General features: G+C 43.8%; 16 protein-coding genes. 13 read left to right on the top strand and 3 right to left on the bottom strand.

All coding sequences use genetic code 11. The features are described 5' to 3' along the window. The first annotated feature begins 10 nt into the window (after positions 1–10). The 9 genes from lpxK to pyrF all read left to right on the top strand — a co-directional run bounded on the left by lpxK (position 11) and on the right by pyrF (position 7,477). On the top strand, positions 11–1,018 hold the full coding sequence (gene lpxK, locus AB4486_RS17885) for a tetraacyldisaccharide 4'-kinase (protein ID WP_372083378.1): 1,008 nt from the start codon (positions 11–13) through the stop codon (positions 1,016–1,018). Next, positions 999–1,178 (top strand): Trm112 family protein, encoded by a 180-nt coding sequence (locus AB4486_RS17890; protein ID WP_004736429.1) that lies wholly within the window; start codon positions 999–1,001, stop codon positions 1,176–1,178. Before lpxK ends, AB4486_RS17890 begins: the two co-directional genes overlap by 20 nt. Further along, on the top strand, positions 1,178–1,924 hold the full coding sequence (gene kdsB / locus AB4486_RS17895; protein ID WP_146491841.1) for a 3-deoxy-manno-octulosonate cytidylyltransferase: 747 nt from the start codon (positions 1,178–1,180) through the stop codon (positions 1,922–1,924). The genes AB4486_RS17890 and kdsB overlap by 1 nt, the downstream gene beginning before the upstream one ends. A gap of 279 nt (positions 1,925–2,203) precedes the next feature. Beyond that, positions 2,204–2,884: a (d)CMP kinase gene (gene cmk, locus AB4486_RS17900; protein ID WP_017060237.1), complete on the top strand. Its 681-nt coding sequence runs from the start codon at positions 2,204–2,206 to the stop codon at positions 2,882–2,884. Between the two features lie 106 nt (positions 2,885–2,990). Then, the gene (gene rpsA, locus AB4486_RS17905) at positions 2,991–4,661 is read left to right on the top strand and encodes a 30S ribosomal protein S1 (protein WP_010439921.1); all 1,671 of its coding nucleotides are present in this window, start codon (positions 2,991–2,993) and stop codon (positions 4,659–4,661) included. Between the two features lie 121 nt (positions 4,662–4,782). Continuing rightward, positions 4,783–5,067, top strand: coding sequence for an integration host factor subunit beta (gene ihfB / locus AB4486_RS17910; RefSeq protein ID WP_017060238.1), 285 nt, complete (start codon positions 4,783–4,785; stop codon positions 5,065–5,067). Positions 5,068–5,196: 129 nt separating this feature from the next. Continuing rightward, a complete protein-coding gene (locus tag AB4486_RS17915; protein ID WP_017060239.1) occupies positions 5,197–5,469 on the top strand; it encodes a LapA family protein in 273 nt (90 codons plus the stop codon). Between the two features lie 12 nt (positions 5,470–5,481). Continuing rightward, complete coding sequence (lapB, locus tag AB4486_RS17920; RefSeq protein WP_017060240.1) at positions 5,482–6,657, top strand: lipopolysaccharide assembly protein LapB; 1,176 nt, start codon at positions 5,482–5,484, stop codon at positions 6,655–6,657. A gap of 124 nt (positions 6,658–6,781) precedes the next feature. Further along, on the top strand, positions 6,782–7,477 hold the full coding sequence (gene pyrF, locus AB4486_RS17925) for an orotidine-5'-phosphate decarboxylase (protein WP_017060241.1): 696 nt from the start codon (positions 6,782–6,784) through the stop codon (positions 7,475–7,477). A gap of 104 nt (positions 7,478–7,581) precedes the next feature. On the opposite strand, the gene miaE is transcribed toward pyrF, so the two are convergent. Both miaE and AB4486_RS17935 read right to left on the bottom strand, forming a co-directional pair. Next, positions 7,582–8,337: a tRNA isopentenyl-2-thiomethyl-A-37 hydroxylase MiaE gene (gene miaE / locus AB4486_RS17930; protein ID WP_017060242.1), complete on the bottom strand. Its 756-nt coding sequence runs from the start codon at positions 8,335–8,337 to the stop codon at positions 7,582–7,584. A gap of 143 nt (positions 8,338–8,480) precedes the next feature. Continuing rightward, positions 8,481–9,245, bottom strand: coding sequence for a hypothetical protein (locus tag AB4486_RS17935; RefSeq protein ID WP_017060243.1), 765 nt, complete (start codon positions 9,243–9,245; stop codon positions 8,481–8,483). Between the two features lie 322 nt (positions 9,246–9,567). Here AB4486_RS17935 and cysB point away from each other — a divergent pair, with 322 nt between their 5' ends. Both cysB and AB4486_RS17945 read left to right on the top strand, forming a co-directional pair. Beyond that, positions 9,568–10,542, top strand: a complete 975-nt coding sequence (gene cysB, locus AB4486_RS17940) for an HTH-type transcriptional regulator CysB (protein WP_372109968.1) — start codon at positions 9,568–9,570, stop codon at positions 10,540–10,542. A 214-nt stretch (positions 10,543–10,756) separates the two neighbouring features. Then, a complete protein-coding gene (locus AB4486_RS17945) occupies positions 10,757–11,959 on the top strand; it encodes a methyltransferase (protein WP_372051735.1) in 1,203 nt (400 codons plus the stop codon). A 155-nt stretch (positions 11,960–12,114) separates the two neighbouring features. Here AB4486_RS17945 and ald read toward each other — a convergent pair whose 3' ends face one another. Beyond that, on the bottom strand, positions 12,115–13,239 hold the full coding sequence (gene ald, locus AB4486_RS17950) for an alanine dehydrogenase (protein WP_017060246.1): 1,125 nt from the start codon (positions 13,237–13,239) through the stop codon (positions 12,115–12,117). A gap of 156 nt (positions 13,240–13,395) precedes the next feature. Here ald and lrp point away from each other — a divergent pair, with 156 nt between their 5' ends. Together lrp and AB4486_RS17960 are read left to right on the top strand one after the other, a co-directional pair. Then, positions 13,396–13,890, top strand: a complete 495-nt coding sequence (gene lrp, locus AB4486_RS17955) for a leucine-responsive transcriptional regulator Lrp (RefSeq protein ID WP_004734558.1) — start codon at positions 13,396–13,398, stop codon at positions 13,888–13,890. A 163-nt stretch (positions 13,891–14,053) separates the two neighbouring features. Beyond that, positions 14,054–15,266: DNA translocase FtsK 4TM domain-containing protein (locus tag AB4486_RS17960; RefSeq protein ID WP_372117987.1), on the top strand; the 1,213-nt coding region annotated here is incomplete at its 3' end.

The following is a 15,266-nucleotide window of genomic DNA, read 5'->3' on the forward strand; positions in this document are numbered from 1 at the left end:
AGGTTTTGTTGTGATCGAAAAGATTTGGTTTAACAATCACCCGTTGAAATATCTTCTCTGGCCGCTTTTGTGGCCACTGAGTCTGCTGTTCAAAATGATCAGTAGTCGGCGTCGTGACGCTTATCTCTCAGGGAATAAAGAGACCTACCGCCCGCCTTTACCTGTTATTGTTGTGGGCAATATTACTGCTGGTGGAAATGGTAAAACACCGGTTGTGATTTGGTTAGTTGAGATGCTTCAGGCTCACGGCTTTAAACCCGGAGTCGTATCTCGTGGCTACGGTGCAAAAGCACCAAGCTATCCGTTGGTGTTGGATGAAAATACCCCAGCTGAGCATTCGGGTGATGAACCTCGCTTGATTCGTAAGCGAACTGGTGCGCCAGTCGCAGTCGACCCTGTGCGAGCTAACGCAGTGAAAGCATTGCTGAGCAAAGGCGTTGATGTGATTATCACTGACGATGGCCTTCAGCATTACGCGCTTGAACGCGACATTGAATTTGCAGTTATCGACGGCGCAAGACGCTTTGGTAGCGAATGCCTAATTCCTTTAGGCCCGTTAAGAGAGCCTGTATCTCGTTTAGATGAAGTCGACTTTTTGGTTAACAATGGCGGTAAAGCGCATGGGCGAGAGTTCTCGATGTCTTTGCTTCCAAGCCAAGCAGTTAACCTAAAGACTGGTCAGAAAAGGTCTGTGGCAAAATTACACAAGCTGGTGGCTTTTGCCGGTATTGGCCACCCACCGCGCTTTTTTAAAACATTGGAAGATCTTGATGGTGATGTGGTTTTCACACAGGGCTTCGCCGACCATCAAGATTTTGATAAAGATGAACTTCATGCCTTAGCTAATAAAGGTATGAATCTGATTATGACAGAAAAAGACGCTGTAAAATGCGAAGAATATGCTCAAGATAACTGGTGGTATCTTCCAGTTTCTGCGCAGTTCGATGAAGATTCGCAACAGCAAATTTTAAAAAGAATAAAAGAGGTTATGGAATACTATGGATCACCGTCTACTTGAGATCGTTGCTTGCCCTGTATGTAAAGGTAAACTAACTTTTGACAAGGATAAGCAAGAGCTTGTTTGTAAAATTGATCGCCTTGCTTACCCAATTAAAGAGGGTATTCCTGTTCTTTTAGAACCTGAAGCTCGCACCGTTTCTATGGATGAGGGTAAGTAATGTCTTATACGGTTGTTATACCTGCAAGATACCAATCGAGCCGTTTACCAGGGAAGCCACTTGCTGACATTGGTGGAAAGCCGATGATTCAATGGGTATACGAACAGTCAATGAAAGCGGGTGCCGATAACGTTATTATCGCTACCGACGACGCTCGAGTTGAAAAAGCGGCTAAAGCATTTGGCGCGACCGTTTGTATGACATCACCGAATCACGAATCGGGCACTGAACGCCTAGCTGAGGTGATTGAAGTTATGAATATTCCTGATGATCATATTATCGTGAATGTTCAAGGTGATGAGCCACTTATTCCACCCGCGATCATTAATCAGGTCGCGAACAATCTTGCGAACAGTACAGCTCCGATGGCAACGTTAGGTGTGGAAATCACTCATGCTGATGAAGTGTTTAACCCTAACGCTGTTAAAGTTGTAACCGATAAAGATGGTTACGCCTTATATTTTAGCCGAGCAACCATCCCTTGGGATCGCGATGCTTACGCGAACAACGGTACTGCAGCGGAATCTCCTTTGCTTCGTCATATTGGTATCTATGCTTACCGAGCGGGTTTTATCAATACCTACATTAATTGGGAACCAAGCACTCTTGAGCGTATTGAGTGCCTAGAGCAATTACGAGTACTTTGGTACGGTGAAAAGATTCACGTAGACGTTGCGGCGGAAGCGCCGGCTGCTGGTGTTGATACGCCTGAAGACCTAGAAGCGGTTCGAGCTATTATTGGCTAAGCTTCTTTGAGCTGTTTACAGAACACCACTGAGCCTTGCTTATTGCGAGGCTTTTTTATGTCTATAGAAAATTGCGAACGTGTCTTATGGATCTAAGCTCGCGTATTGACCTAAGCAAACGGATATTGGGCTGGTTGCATTGGTTTATGCATCATCAACTCGGAATTATCTGAGATTTACCTCGCTCGAGTTCCAATTTTTCTCTATAATATGCCGCCTATAAAGTAGTGGCGAATCGCTAGTACAGAATAAAACTTACGACAAAACGTGGAGTAAAAGATGCCTTCTCAAAGCCCAGTGATTACGGTTGATGGACCAAGTGGTGCAGGTAAAGGTACCCTGTGTATGTTGCTAGCAGATAAGCTAGGCTTTCATCTTCTAGACTCAGGCGCGATCTATCGCGTATTGGCTTTAGCGGCAATTCACCATGGTGTGGATACTGAATCAGAGGATGCTTTAGTACCGCTTGCTACACACTTAGACGTGCAGTTTATTGCTGAAGGCGACTTAGTTAAGGTTATCCTAGAAGGTGAAGATGTGTCTGGTGAACTTCGTAAAGAAGAGACAGGCATGGCGGCTTCAAAAGTTGCTGCTTTACCTCGCGTTCGCGAAGCACTGCTTCGTCGTCAACGTGCATTCAGCGCTGCGCCTGGTTTGGTTGCAGATGGTCGTGACATGGGAACGGTTGTGTTTCCTGAAGCTGAAGCGAAAATATTTTTAGATGCAAGTGCTGAAGAGCGTGCGAGTCGCCGCCTTAAACAGTTGCAACAGAAGGGGTTAGATGTTAAATTTGACGACCTTTTGAGCGAGATCCAAGAGCGAGACGACCGAGATCGTAATCGCCCAGTGGCGCCACTTCGCCCTGCAGAGGATGCTCTAGTGCTTGATTCCACCTCAATGAATATTGAGCAGGTAGTAGAAAAAGCACTACACTATATTGAATCGAAACTGGCTGGGTAATTTCGCCGAGCTAGTACGAACGTTGGTCGCAAGGATGATGACCGGCGAATTTATCAACCCCATGCGGTAGGATACCCATGGACGTTTAATTATTGAAGATTAAATAATGACTGAATCTTTTGCTCAACTCTTTGAAGAGTTTCTATCTGAAACTGAATTCCAACAAGGCAGCATCGTTAAAGGTACTGTAGTAGCTATCGAGAACGGTTTCGTTCTTGTAGACGCTGGTCTTAAGTCTGAATCTGCTATCCCTGCTGAACAATTCAAGAACGCTGCTGGCGAACTTGAAGTTGAAGTTGGTGCTGAAGTAGACGTAGCTCTAGACGCTGTTGAAGATGGTTTCGGTGAAACTCAACTTTCTCGTGAGAAAGCTAAGCGTCACGAAGCTTGGATCGTACTTGAGAAAGCTTGTGAAGAAGCTGAAACTGTTGTTGGTATCATCAACGGTAAAGTTAAAGGCGGTTTCACTGTTGAACTTAACGGTATCCGTGCTTTCCTTCCAGGTTCTCTAGTAGACGTACGTCCTATCCGTGACACTGCTCACCTAGAAAACAAAGAGCTAGAGTTCAAAGTAATCAAGCTAGACCAGAAGCGTAACAACGTTGTTGTTTCTCGTCGTGCTGTTATCGAATCTGAAAACAGTGTTGAGCGTGACGAACTTCTTGAAACTCTACAAGAAGGTACTGAAGTTAAAGGTATCGTTAAGAACCTTACTGACTACGGTGCATTCGTTGACCTTGGCGGTGTTGACGGTCTTCTACATATCACAGATATGGCTTGGAAGCGCGTTAAGCACCCATCAGAGATCGTTAACGTTGGTGACGAAATCCTAGTTAAAGTTCTTAAGTTCGATCGTGAGCGCACTCGTGTTTCACTAGGTCTTAAGCAACTAGGCGAAGATCCATGGGTAGCAATCGCTAAGCGTTACCCAGAAGGTCACAAGCTTTCTGGTCGTGTTACAAACCTAACTGACTACGGCTGCTTCGTTGAAATCGAAGAAGGCGTTGAAGGTCTAGTACACGTTTCTGAAATGGATTGGACTAACAAGAACATCCACCCTTCTAAAGTTGTTAATGTTGGCGACGAAGTTGAGGTTATGGTTCTTGATATCGACGAAGAACGTCGTCGTATCTCTCTAGGTCTGAAACAGTGTAAAGCTAACCCATGGCAGTCATTTGCAGAAATGCAAGCTAAGGGCGACAAAGTTACTGGTAAGATCAAGTCTATCACTGACTTTGGTATCTTCATCGGTCTAGAAGGCGGTATCGACGGTCTTGTACACCTATCTGACATTTCTTGGAACGCTGCCGGCGAAGAAGCTGTACGTGAATACAAGAAAGGCGACGAAATCTCTGCTGTTGTTCTAGCAGTAGATGCAGAGCGTGAGCGTATTTCTCTTGGCGTTAAGCAAATGGAAAACGACCCGTTCAACGCATACGTTGCTGACAACAAGAAAGGTGTTCTTGTAAACGGTACTGTTACTGCAGTTGACGCGAAAGGCGCTACTATCGAGCTAATCGAAGGCGTTGAAGGTTACATCCGCGCTTCTGAAGTTTCTCGCGACCGTATCGAAGATGCATCTCTAATCCTAAGCGTTGGCGACAGCGTTGAAGCGAAGTTCACTGGTGTAGACCGTAAGAACCGCGTAATCAACCTATCTATCAAAGCTAAAGATGAAGCTGATGAGCAAGAAGCAATGGCTTCACTGAACAAGTCTGAAGAAGGCGCGTTCGGTAACGCAATGGCAGACGCATTCAAAGCTGCTAAAGGCGAATAATAGCTTCTCATTAAGAGAATTATAGCTATCTAGCCAAGAAAGGAGCCGTAAGGCTCCTTTTTTTTTGCTTATTTTTCCGATAGGTCTATAATTTCTAAAAAGAAAACCAACGAGGGTAACTATGACTAAGTCTGAATTGATTGAGAGACTGTGCGCTGAGCAAACGCATCTTTCTGCAAAAGAAATTGAAGACGCTGTAAAAGACATTTTAGAGCATATGGCTTCAACACTAGAAAGTGGTGATCGAATCGAAATTCGCGGTTTTGGCAGCTTTTCTCTGCATTATCGTGAGCCTCGTGTTGGACGTAACCCAAAGACTGGTGACAAGGTTGAGTTAGAAGGTAAATACGTTCCTCACTTCAAACCAGGTAAAGAGCTGCGTGAACGAGTAAACTCAGGAATGTAGCCTACTTATCGGAATTAAGAAAAGCGGCATACTATAATGTATGCCGCTTTTTTATGACCATAATATGGTGGTCTGATTAGTAATTTTCCTGCATAATCGTACAGCTAACCAACCAATGAGTGATGAACTATGAAAATTATAAAAATAGTCGCCGTTATCGCACTTTTCCTAATTGCACTGGCTTTAGGCTCTCAAAACCAAACAACTGTGAATTTCAACTATCTGCTAGCGCAAGGTGACTTCCACCTATCAAGTTTATTAGGTGTTGTATTCGTTTCAGGCTTCGCCCTTGCTTGGTTAGTCTTTGGTAATATGCACATGCGGTCTCAGCTAAAAATTCATCGCTTGAAGAAGCAACTCAATAAGCAATCAAAGCAGGTCCCTGCTGATACTAAAGCTTAAAGGCTATATTTGATGTTAGAGTTACTGTTCTTACTTTTGCCCATCGCAGCCGCTTATGGCTGGTATATGGGTAATCGTAACGCTCAGCAAGAAAAACAAAAGCAATCACACCAGATATCCCGTCAATACGTGACGGGTTTGAACCTATTACTGTCAGATCAATCTGACAAAGCGGTTGATCACTTTATTGAACTGCTTCAAGTAGACAATGAAACCATCGATACTCACTTGGCTTTGGGCAACTTGTTCCGCTCAAGAGGCGAAGTCGACCGCGCTATTCGTATTCACCAAAATCTCATCTCTCGTTCGGGGCTTACCCTCGATCAGAAAAATCTCGCACTGCAACAATTAGCTAAAGACTACATGGTCTCTGGCTTCCTTGATCGCGCTGAAAAAATCTTTGAACAACTTGTAGAAGAACCTGACCATAAAGAGGGCGCTTTACAGCAGTTGGTGGCTATTTATCAGCAGACCCGTGAGTGGAACAAGGCTATCCATTACGGAAATATCTTAGTTAAGCTCGGCAAGAAAAAAATGAAGATGCGTGCCACAGTCGCGCATTTCTGGTGTGAGCTTGCAATGCAAGAACAAGCCGATGGTAATCGTTCTAAAGCGCTTCAGCATTTTAAGAAGGCGCTTTCTGAAGACCCTAAATGTGTTCGCGCAAGTATCGCACTAGGGAAGTTCCACTTAGCGAACGAAGATTACCAAAAGACAATTGATTGTCTTGAATCGGTACTTGAACAAGATATCGATTTTATCAGTGAGGTGTTGCCAACCCTTGCTGAGTGTTACCACAAGCTTGGACAAGAAGCTCAATTGGTCGAGTTCCTCAAAGCGTGTATTCAGAAGAAAGCCGGTGTATCTGCCGAACTGATGCTGGCGCAATTGGTTGCTCACCATGAAGATGTAGGCTCTGCTCAAGAGTTACTGACAAAGCAGCTTGTTAAAAATCCAACCATGAAAGGTTTTTATCGATTAATCGATTACCACCTAGCGGAAGCAGAAGAAGGCCGAGCAAAAGACAGCTTAACCACACTTCAATCTATGGTTGGTGAACAGCTTAAGGTTAAGCCTCATTACCGTTGTCGTCAGTGTGGTTTCTCGACACACTCTTTGTATTGGCACTGCCCTTCATGTAAAGGGTGGGGGACGATCAAGCCTATTCGTGGGCTTGATGGTGAATAGATTTGTGGTCACTTTAAGACCAAATTATTAATTGCAGCTTTCGGGCTGCATTTTTATGACTGTTATTTATCACCTGCTTAGGTGATTAGAAATTTTTAGAAAGTTAACTGCGTTAGGAGATGAAATGAACGACCAAAAAATCATTGTAGCCTTGGATTATGATAATCAAGCGGATGCGTTAGCCTTTGTCGATCGAATTGACCCAGCATCTTGCCGCCTAAAAGTGGGCAAAGAGATGTTTACCCTGTTTGGCCCTGAATTTGTTCGTGAATTACATAAGCGTGGTTTCTCAGTATTTTTAGACCTTAAATTCCACGACATCCCGAACACATGTTCAAAAGCAGTCCGTGCTGCCGCTGAACTGGGTGTTTGGATGGTGAACGTACACGCAAGTGGCGGTGAGCGTATGATGACGGCTTCTCGCGAAATCTTAGAACCTTATGGCAAAGATCGTCCACTGTTAATCGGTGTAACGGTACTCACCAGTATGGAGCAATCTGACTTAGCGGGTATCGGTCTGGATCTTGAACCACAACAACACGTGATGCGCTTGGCTTCTCTAACGAAAAACTCTGGCTTAGACGGTGTTGTATGTTCTGCACAAGAGGCTTCTTTGCTTAAAGGTGCACTTGGTCAAGAGTTCAAGCTAGTTACTCCAGGTATTCGTCCTGTCGGCGCAGATGTTGGTGACCAGAAGCGCATCATGACGCCTTCTAAAGCGATTGAATCAGGTTCAGACTACCTTGTTATTGGTCGTCCGATTACGCAAGCGATAGACCCTGCTGCTGTACTTGCAGAGATCAACGGTACGCTTGCTTAAGTCTATATTTGGATTGAGATATAAATAAAGAAGGCCAGCAAATTGCTGGCCTTAATTTTTTAGTCTGGATTAGTCTAAACTGGACTGAATGTTCTGTGTGGAGCCTAAACCGGAGCACCACTATGGAATTTGAAGTCGCTGTCTTCTGAAGTGATAAGATCAGCTTCTACTTGAGCAAAATGCGAAATACGCTCTGAAATATCTTTCCCTGCGATCTGTTCTGCTAGCTCAAGGTAATCTTGGTAGTGGCGAGCTTCTGAACGAAGTAGAGACACGTAAAACTTCTCCATGTCTTCTTCCAAGAAAGGAGCCAATTTAGCGAAGCGCTCACAAGAGCGAGCTTCAATAAACGCACCGATGATAAGCTTATCAACCAGAGCATCAGGCTCGTAAGTCTTAACTTGTTTGATCAAGCCCTTAGCGTAACGACCCGCCTCGATTGGCTGGTAAGTCACGCCTTTCTTCTCCATCAACTCCATGACTTGGTAGAAGTGATGCAGCTCTTCTTTGATCAGTAAAACCATCTTATCGATTAGGTCAGCACCGTAATTACAGCCTTCTTTCGCTGTGATTTGCTTGGATACGTTGCTTTTACCACGTAGAGACTCTAAGTCTCCGATACGACGGTAAGCAAATTGCTCGTATGGCAAAATCCATTCATTCAGTTGCTTCGCGCTTTCTTTATCGACGGCGTACTTGCGAATAAGGAATAAAGCACTCTGTGCCGCCTTAAGTTCACACAGCATGTGATCGCGTAGAATGATGTGAAGATTTTCTGGCTTTTTGGCTTCATCTATCCATGAATCTGGCGTTTCGGCTTTAAGAAAAGAGTGGATTGGAGCGAGTAATTCTTGATACATGGTCAGGGAAAGTTTGTTGATAATGCGGGGATTTTATCACAGCTCAAGAGATCTCCCTATACAGAGAAAGGAAATTCAACAGCTACAAAAAAGGCCGCCTATTTAATGTAAATAAGGCGGCCTTTAAGTGTTGAGTTAGACTGTTACCATTTCTTCTTCTGACCGAAGAGGGCATCCATATCGTCTTCTCGTTCTTTAGATTCCATCTGCTGCAAATCTTGAGCGTTTTTGTCTTGGCGTTTCTGGTCAAGCTCGTTAAGCATCTGTTGAAGCTTTTCTTTGGCTTGATTAGAGTACGAGTCGTTCTTAGTCGCCAAAGCATCAATACCTTTGCGTAATAGCTGAATCGCTGTTCCCGGTTGTCCGCGAGAAATCGAATCGTTTGCACGTTTGATAACATTTTCAATGTTAATACGGATTTGAATTGTTTCTAGGCGAGCATTTTCAACCACATAAGCTTGAGTCTCGAAACGGCCTTTATTGTGCTCGTTGCGCACCGTATCACGCAGGCGTTTAACTAACTTAAGCATCATGATCGCTTGCTTGTCACTACTTGGTACGCGGAAAGCGGTACTCTCGCCACCTTTGTAGTTCTCTTTTAGCTGAGTGATTTGTTGTTTTACGCTTTCAATGCGTTGGGCAAGCTGCTTATTTTTTGGATCGAGTTGATACATGTTTTCTAATGCATCAAGAATTCGATTGTTTAAGCATACAAGAAGATCTTGGCTAAACGGCATGTGATGAGCGTTGCCAATCAGTTCTTCTGTACCGTCAATAATGGTTAGATAACGAGAAGCTTCCTGTTTCTTCGCTGTTTCTACCTTAACTTTATATTGAAGCATGATGTTGTAGCCTAAAACTAACACCAAAAGAACGGCTACTAAGACGATTATTAAACCAATATTCATATATTTGAGTCTGCTTATTATTTTCTATAGCTAACTGGAGAGGATACACGATTCCATTGTGTATCGGCACTCGTAAATTGCAATTTCTGATTATCTCTTGTTGAGCGAAATCGGCAATCAAAACTTACCAACTAATGTATGAGAATGAGGGTTGGGTTGCAAAGCGTTAGTGATGTTTTTGTTTGTTAAGCTAGAAAAACTCAATTTTCCTGTCATTTTTGTGTTCGAAGCGTTATAACTATTAATTATATTACACGCGACTATAACGCTCTCTTTGCAAATAAGTTAGCACAGAAATGAGTAAAGGATTACGAGGTTAGATATGAAGTTACAGCAACTGAAGTACATTGTTGAGGTTGTAAACCATAACCTAAATGTTTCAGCTACAGCAGAGAGTTTGTACACATCTCAGCCTGGCATTAGTAAGCAAGTTAGATTACTTGAAGACGAACTAGGCATTCAGATTTTTGAGCGTAGCGGCAAGCATCTAACGCAGGTTACCCAAGCGGGTGAGGATATCATTCGTATCTCTCAAGAGATTTTGGCGCGCGTTGAAAGCATTAAAGCGGTAGCGGGTGAACACACACATCCAGAGATGGGTACATTGAATATTTCAACGACTCATACTCAAGCTCGTTATGCACTGCCTGATGTGATTAAAGGTTTCACGGCGCGCTATCCAAAAGTATCGCTTCACATGCACCAAGGTACGCCAAGCCAAATGTCAGAAGCCGTCGCTAAAGGTACAGCGAATTTTGCGATTGCAACGGAAGCGCTACACCTTTACCAAGATGCGATTATGCTGCCTTGTTACCACTGGAACCGTTCGATCGTCGTGACCAAAGATCATCCCCTGGCACAGAAGCGTAATATCACGATCGAAGATCTTGCGGCTTACTCTCTGGTGACTTACGTCTTTGGCTTTACTGGTCGCTCTGAATTGGATACTGCCTTCAATAAAGTAGGTCTAACGCCACGTGTTGTGTTTACTGCTACGGATGCCGATGTAATCAAAACTTACGTTCGTATGGGCATTGGTGTTGGTGTAATTGCAAGTATGGCTATTGACCACGAGCAAGATACTGATTTGGTTGCTATTGATGCGAGCCACCTATTTGGTGCGAGCACAACCAGCATTGGCTTTAGAAAAGGTACGTTCCTGCGTTCTTACATGTTTGATTTCATGGAGCGCTTTGCACCTCACTTAACTCGTCCAGTGGTAGAGCAAGCTATCTCTTTGAAATCAAATGAAGAAATCGAAGAGATGTTTAAGGATATCGATCTGCCGGTGAGATAGTGATTAGAACATTACAAGACTAGAAGCTCGGAAGCATTTCTAAATTTTAAATCGGTCTGTTATCAGGCCGGTTTTTGTTTTAATTATGTGTCATCCTCAAACGTTCGCATCTCGATAACTTTTCTTTACACTGACTCTCTTTGCGCCGCATCTCATATAGTGCCTTTCTATTTCGGCCTCTACCCCCTACAATCCACCCATCATAGGGGGAAGCATGCATTCACGATTTAAAATACTCGACTCATTTTTGTTAGAGCACCAAATTTATTGGCGTTCAGAGCCTTTTCACCTATGCCAAACTCAACAGCAGCCGTGGAAAGAGGTCAATCGTCCACTCGTTGATTGGTTAGAAAGCTTAGATAATGAAAGCATTCAAACCTTAAAAGAGCAGCCTCAGCTTTTGATTGAGGAACTGACTCGTTTCCTACCTGAATTAGAAACTGCTACCCAAAACATCCAGTTCGATAACACTGCTTTGGTTGGTTTAGACCTCCCACGTGGTACTGCTGATGGTATTCCTGGCCGAAAGCTACATCAAATTGTCACAATGGGCGAGGCTGCATTATGCCATCACCATGGCAAAGAGTGGCTCGAGTGGTGTTCTGGTAAAGGCTTTCTTGGTCGAATCCTATCTCAGCAATCGGATCAAAAAGTCACTAGCTTTGAATGGCAGCAATCGTTATGCGAAAGCGGACAAAAGATTGCGGATGACCAGAAGTTAGCGATGGATTTTGTTCAAGGAGATGCGTTTTCAGACAAGGCCGATGACGTGTTTAATTCGTACCAACATGCCGTGGCCCTTCATGCTTGTGGTGATCTTCATGTTGAGCTAGTTAAAAAGTCAGTGTCACATGGGCTACCAGCGGTCACTATTTCTCCTTGTTGTTATCATCTTATTCGAGACGAAAACTATCAAGCGATGTCTTCTATCGCGAAAAGCTCAGCATTAACGTTAAGTAAGAGCGACTTGAGAATCCCGCTTCAAGAAACCGTTACTGGTGGTGAAAGAGTAAAAAGACATCGTCAACTAGAGATGAGCTATCGTCTAGGCTTCAGCCAGTTGCTTAAGGCTGAACTTAACATTGACGAATACATTCCTGTACCGAGCATCAAAAAATCAGAGTTAGCTGAGGGTTTTGAATCTTTCTGCCGTTGGGCATCTGAAGTGAAAGAGCTATCGCTGGGCTCAGATATTGATTTTGACTCTTATTTGATTCAAGGCGAAGCGCTTTTCTGGGAAATGGAAAAGCTGAGTTTGGTTCAACAAGTCTTTAGACGACCATTAGAGATATGGCTGGCTTTAGATCGCGCTATCTATCTGCAAGAGCAAGGTTATGAAGCTACGATTGAAGAGTTCTGTGAACGCAGTATTACGCCAAGAAATCTATTGATTCATGGGGTTAAAATCGAGCGCTAGTGGTAAACCGTACTGTTACGTGTTTTTACGAACTAAATCCATTAATGCAAAAAAGCCAGCGCGACATAATGTCGTACTGGCTTTTTGTTTAATGTGTATGAGTTAACTGAACGCTTCAACGAGAAGATTATTGCGTTCAGTTAGTCATTACATCATTAGTTAAACATTGCGATTGCTTCTGCTGGGTCTACGTATTCAAGGTCAAAGCTTTCTGCAACTTCTTTACAAGTTACTTTACCGTGAATAACGTTTAGACCTTCTAGGAAGCCTTCATCAGATAGAAGTGCTTCGCGGTAGCCTTTGTTCGCTAGCTTAACAATGTAAGGAAGTGTTGCATTGTTTAGTGCGTAAGTTGAAGTACGAGCAACAGCGCCAGGCATGTTTGCAACACAGTAGTGAACTACGTCATCAACAATGTAAGTTGGGTCTGCGTGAGTGGTTGCGTGAGAAGTCTCGAAACAACCGCCTTGGTCGATTGCAACATCAACAACTGCTGAACCTGGCTTCATCTTAGCGATGTGCTCTTTTGTAACCAATTTTGGAGCTGCTGCGCCAGGAATTAGTACTGCACCAATTACTAGGTCTGCTTCTAGAACATGCTTCTCAATGGCGTCTTCAGTAGAATAAACCACTTTTGCGCGACCTTGGAATTCTTCATCAAGTCGACGCAGTGTATCTACGTTACGGTCAAGAATTGTAACATCAGCGCGAAGGCCTACAGCCATACGTGCTGCGTTAGCACCTACAACACCGCCACCAACAACAACAACTTTTGCTGGTTCAACACCTGGAACGCCACCAAGAAGAAGACCACAACCACCGTTAGATTTCTCTAATGTTTGTGCACCTGCTTGAATAGACATACGACCAGCTACTTCAGACATTGGTGCTAATAGTGGCAAGCGACCCATATTATCTGTTACAGTCTCATAGGCTACGCAGACAGCTTTGCTCTTGATAAGCTCTTCAGTTTGTGGAAAATCTGGTGCAAGGTGTAAATAGGTAAATAATATTTGCCCTTCGCGAAGCATAGCTCGCTCGACAGCTTGAGGTTCTTTAACCTTTACAATCATCTCTGCTTTCGCGAAAACGTCAGCAGCAGTAGGAAGAATGGATGCGCCTACAGCGATGTAATCATCGTCTGAAAAACCGATACCAGTACCGGCATTGGTTTCTACAAAAACTTGGTGGCCGTGTGAGATTAGTTCTCTCACGCTAGCTGGGGTCATACCAACGCGGTATTCGTGGTTCTTGATTTCCTTAGGTACGCCAATGATCATCCTGACTCCTCATTTTATTTTGGTTGTTTTATCTATGTGTAGGGTAATTCTGTCGAATTAATATCTAGTATAGATAGGTTTAGATAAAATTTGATACTGAATATTAAAAAGTTGTAGTATATTTTTTTGCAAGGAAGTAATAAGGTGGAATAAAAAATGGCAGACAATTATAAGAAGCCGTCCAAGGAACTAGATCGTATTGACCGCAACATTCTTAATGAGTTGCAAAAAGACGGTCGTATCTCAAACGTTGAACTCTCAAAACGAGTAGGACTTTCTCCAACTCCATGTCTTGAACGTGTTCGTCGTTTAGAACGTCAAGGTTACATTACTGGGTACACAGCGTTGCTGAACCCACAGTACCTTGATGCTTCACTTTTAGTGTTTGTTGAAATTACGTTGAACCGTGGTGCGCCAGATGTGTTCGAACAATTCAACACCGCTGTGCAGAAACTGGATGACATCCAAGAGTGTCATTTAGTGTCGGGTGATTTTGACTATCTTCTAAAAACACGTGTATCTGATATGGGTGCTTACCGTAAGCTACTGGGTGATACGTTACTTCGTCTACCGGGCGTAAACGACACTCGAACTTACGTAGTAATGGAAGAAGTGAAACAAACCAATCAACTTGTGATTAAAACTCGTTAGTCACAATTGGTGAAATGAAAGAAAGCGGACATTTGTTCCGCTTTCTTGCTTTCTGGAATTGGGTTTTTCTGTTTGATATGGTTAAATCAACAGTAGTTTCATTGAAACGAGCGGCTTTGGCCGCTCGAGATGTTTTTATCCCGTTTAATTATTAAGTTGGTTTATGTTCAAGCAGAGCAGTAATAAAGTAGAAACAATCATTAAAACGAGTGAAGAGCCTCAGTCTCCTCGTTTGAGTGGTTCTCAACGTCTCAAAGAGTGCAGTCTGATTCTCGGTGTTCTCTTCTCTATTCTACTTGCCGTTGCGTTATTAACTTTTAGTCCTGCAGACCCATCATGGTCGCAAACGGCGTGGGGTGGTGACATTCAAAATGCGGGTGGCTACCTAGGTGCTTGGTTGGCGGATACGCTTTTCTTCGTATTTGGCTCTTTGGCTTACCCTCTGCCTATCTTAGTGACGGTTGCTGCGTGGGTTTTATTCCGCAAACGTAATGAAGACGAGCAGATCGACTTCATGCTGTGGGGCACTCGCTTACTTGGCCTGACTATCCTAATTCTTACGAGTTGTGGTTTAGCGGATATCAACTTTGACGACATCTGGTACTTTTCATCCGGTGGCGTGGTAGGTGACGTTTTAACAAGCCTTGCACTTCCAACGTTGAATGTTCTTGGTAGTACGCTGGTTCTTCTTTTCTTATGGGGTGCTGGTTTCACTCTATTAACCGGTATCTCTTGGCTAAGCATTGTGGAATGGTTGGGTGAATGTGCCATCAAATTTTTCACGTCTACTGTTAATAAGGCTCGTGGCCAAGACCAAGAGCTGCTTGAGCCTCAATTAAGAGAATCAGCAGACCGCGATTTAATCGAAGAACGTCATCAGCAGCATCAAGCGCCAACTTACCGCGATGTTCCTGCTATAGAAGGCAACAAAGAATCAACAGAGCATGATCCGCTAGATCCTGCGATGAGTTTTTCTGCGACCAATGAGTCGGCAGACGTGGCGACAAATGCGCGAGACAATGCTGCATCGCCGAAGCGTCATTACAATATTCATATGCCTGTCGATGCTCCTGCGAAACAAGAAGCTCCTGTTCATGAAGAACCTCAGGTTCAGCCTCAAGCGGTAATTGAGTCAGAGCAAACGATCCCTGCAGCAGCTGTTTACCAAGCGCCAGAAGAACCGCTAGAAGAAGGTATTGAGCGCTCTAAACAGTTGAATGCAACGATAGAGCAGCTAGAAAATGCGGCCATGTATGAAGATGACCTAGCAGAACAAGATCAGGTTGACGCGCATGATTCTCAGGTTGCTTACCAACAATACATGCAGAACGAACAACCAGAAGTTGGCCCTGCTCATGCTGACCTTAGAAGTGCTG

It is taken from the genome of Vibrio sp. 10N.222.55.C6 (genome assembly GCF_041473395.1).
GTDB lineage: Bacteria > Pseudomonadota > Gammaproteobacteria > Enterobacterales > Vibrionaceae > Vibrio > Vibrio crassostreae_C.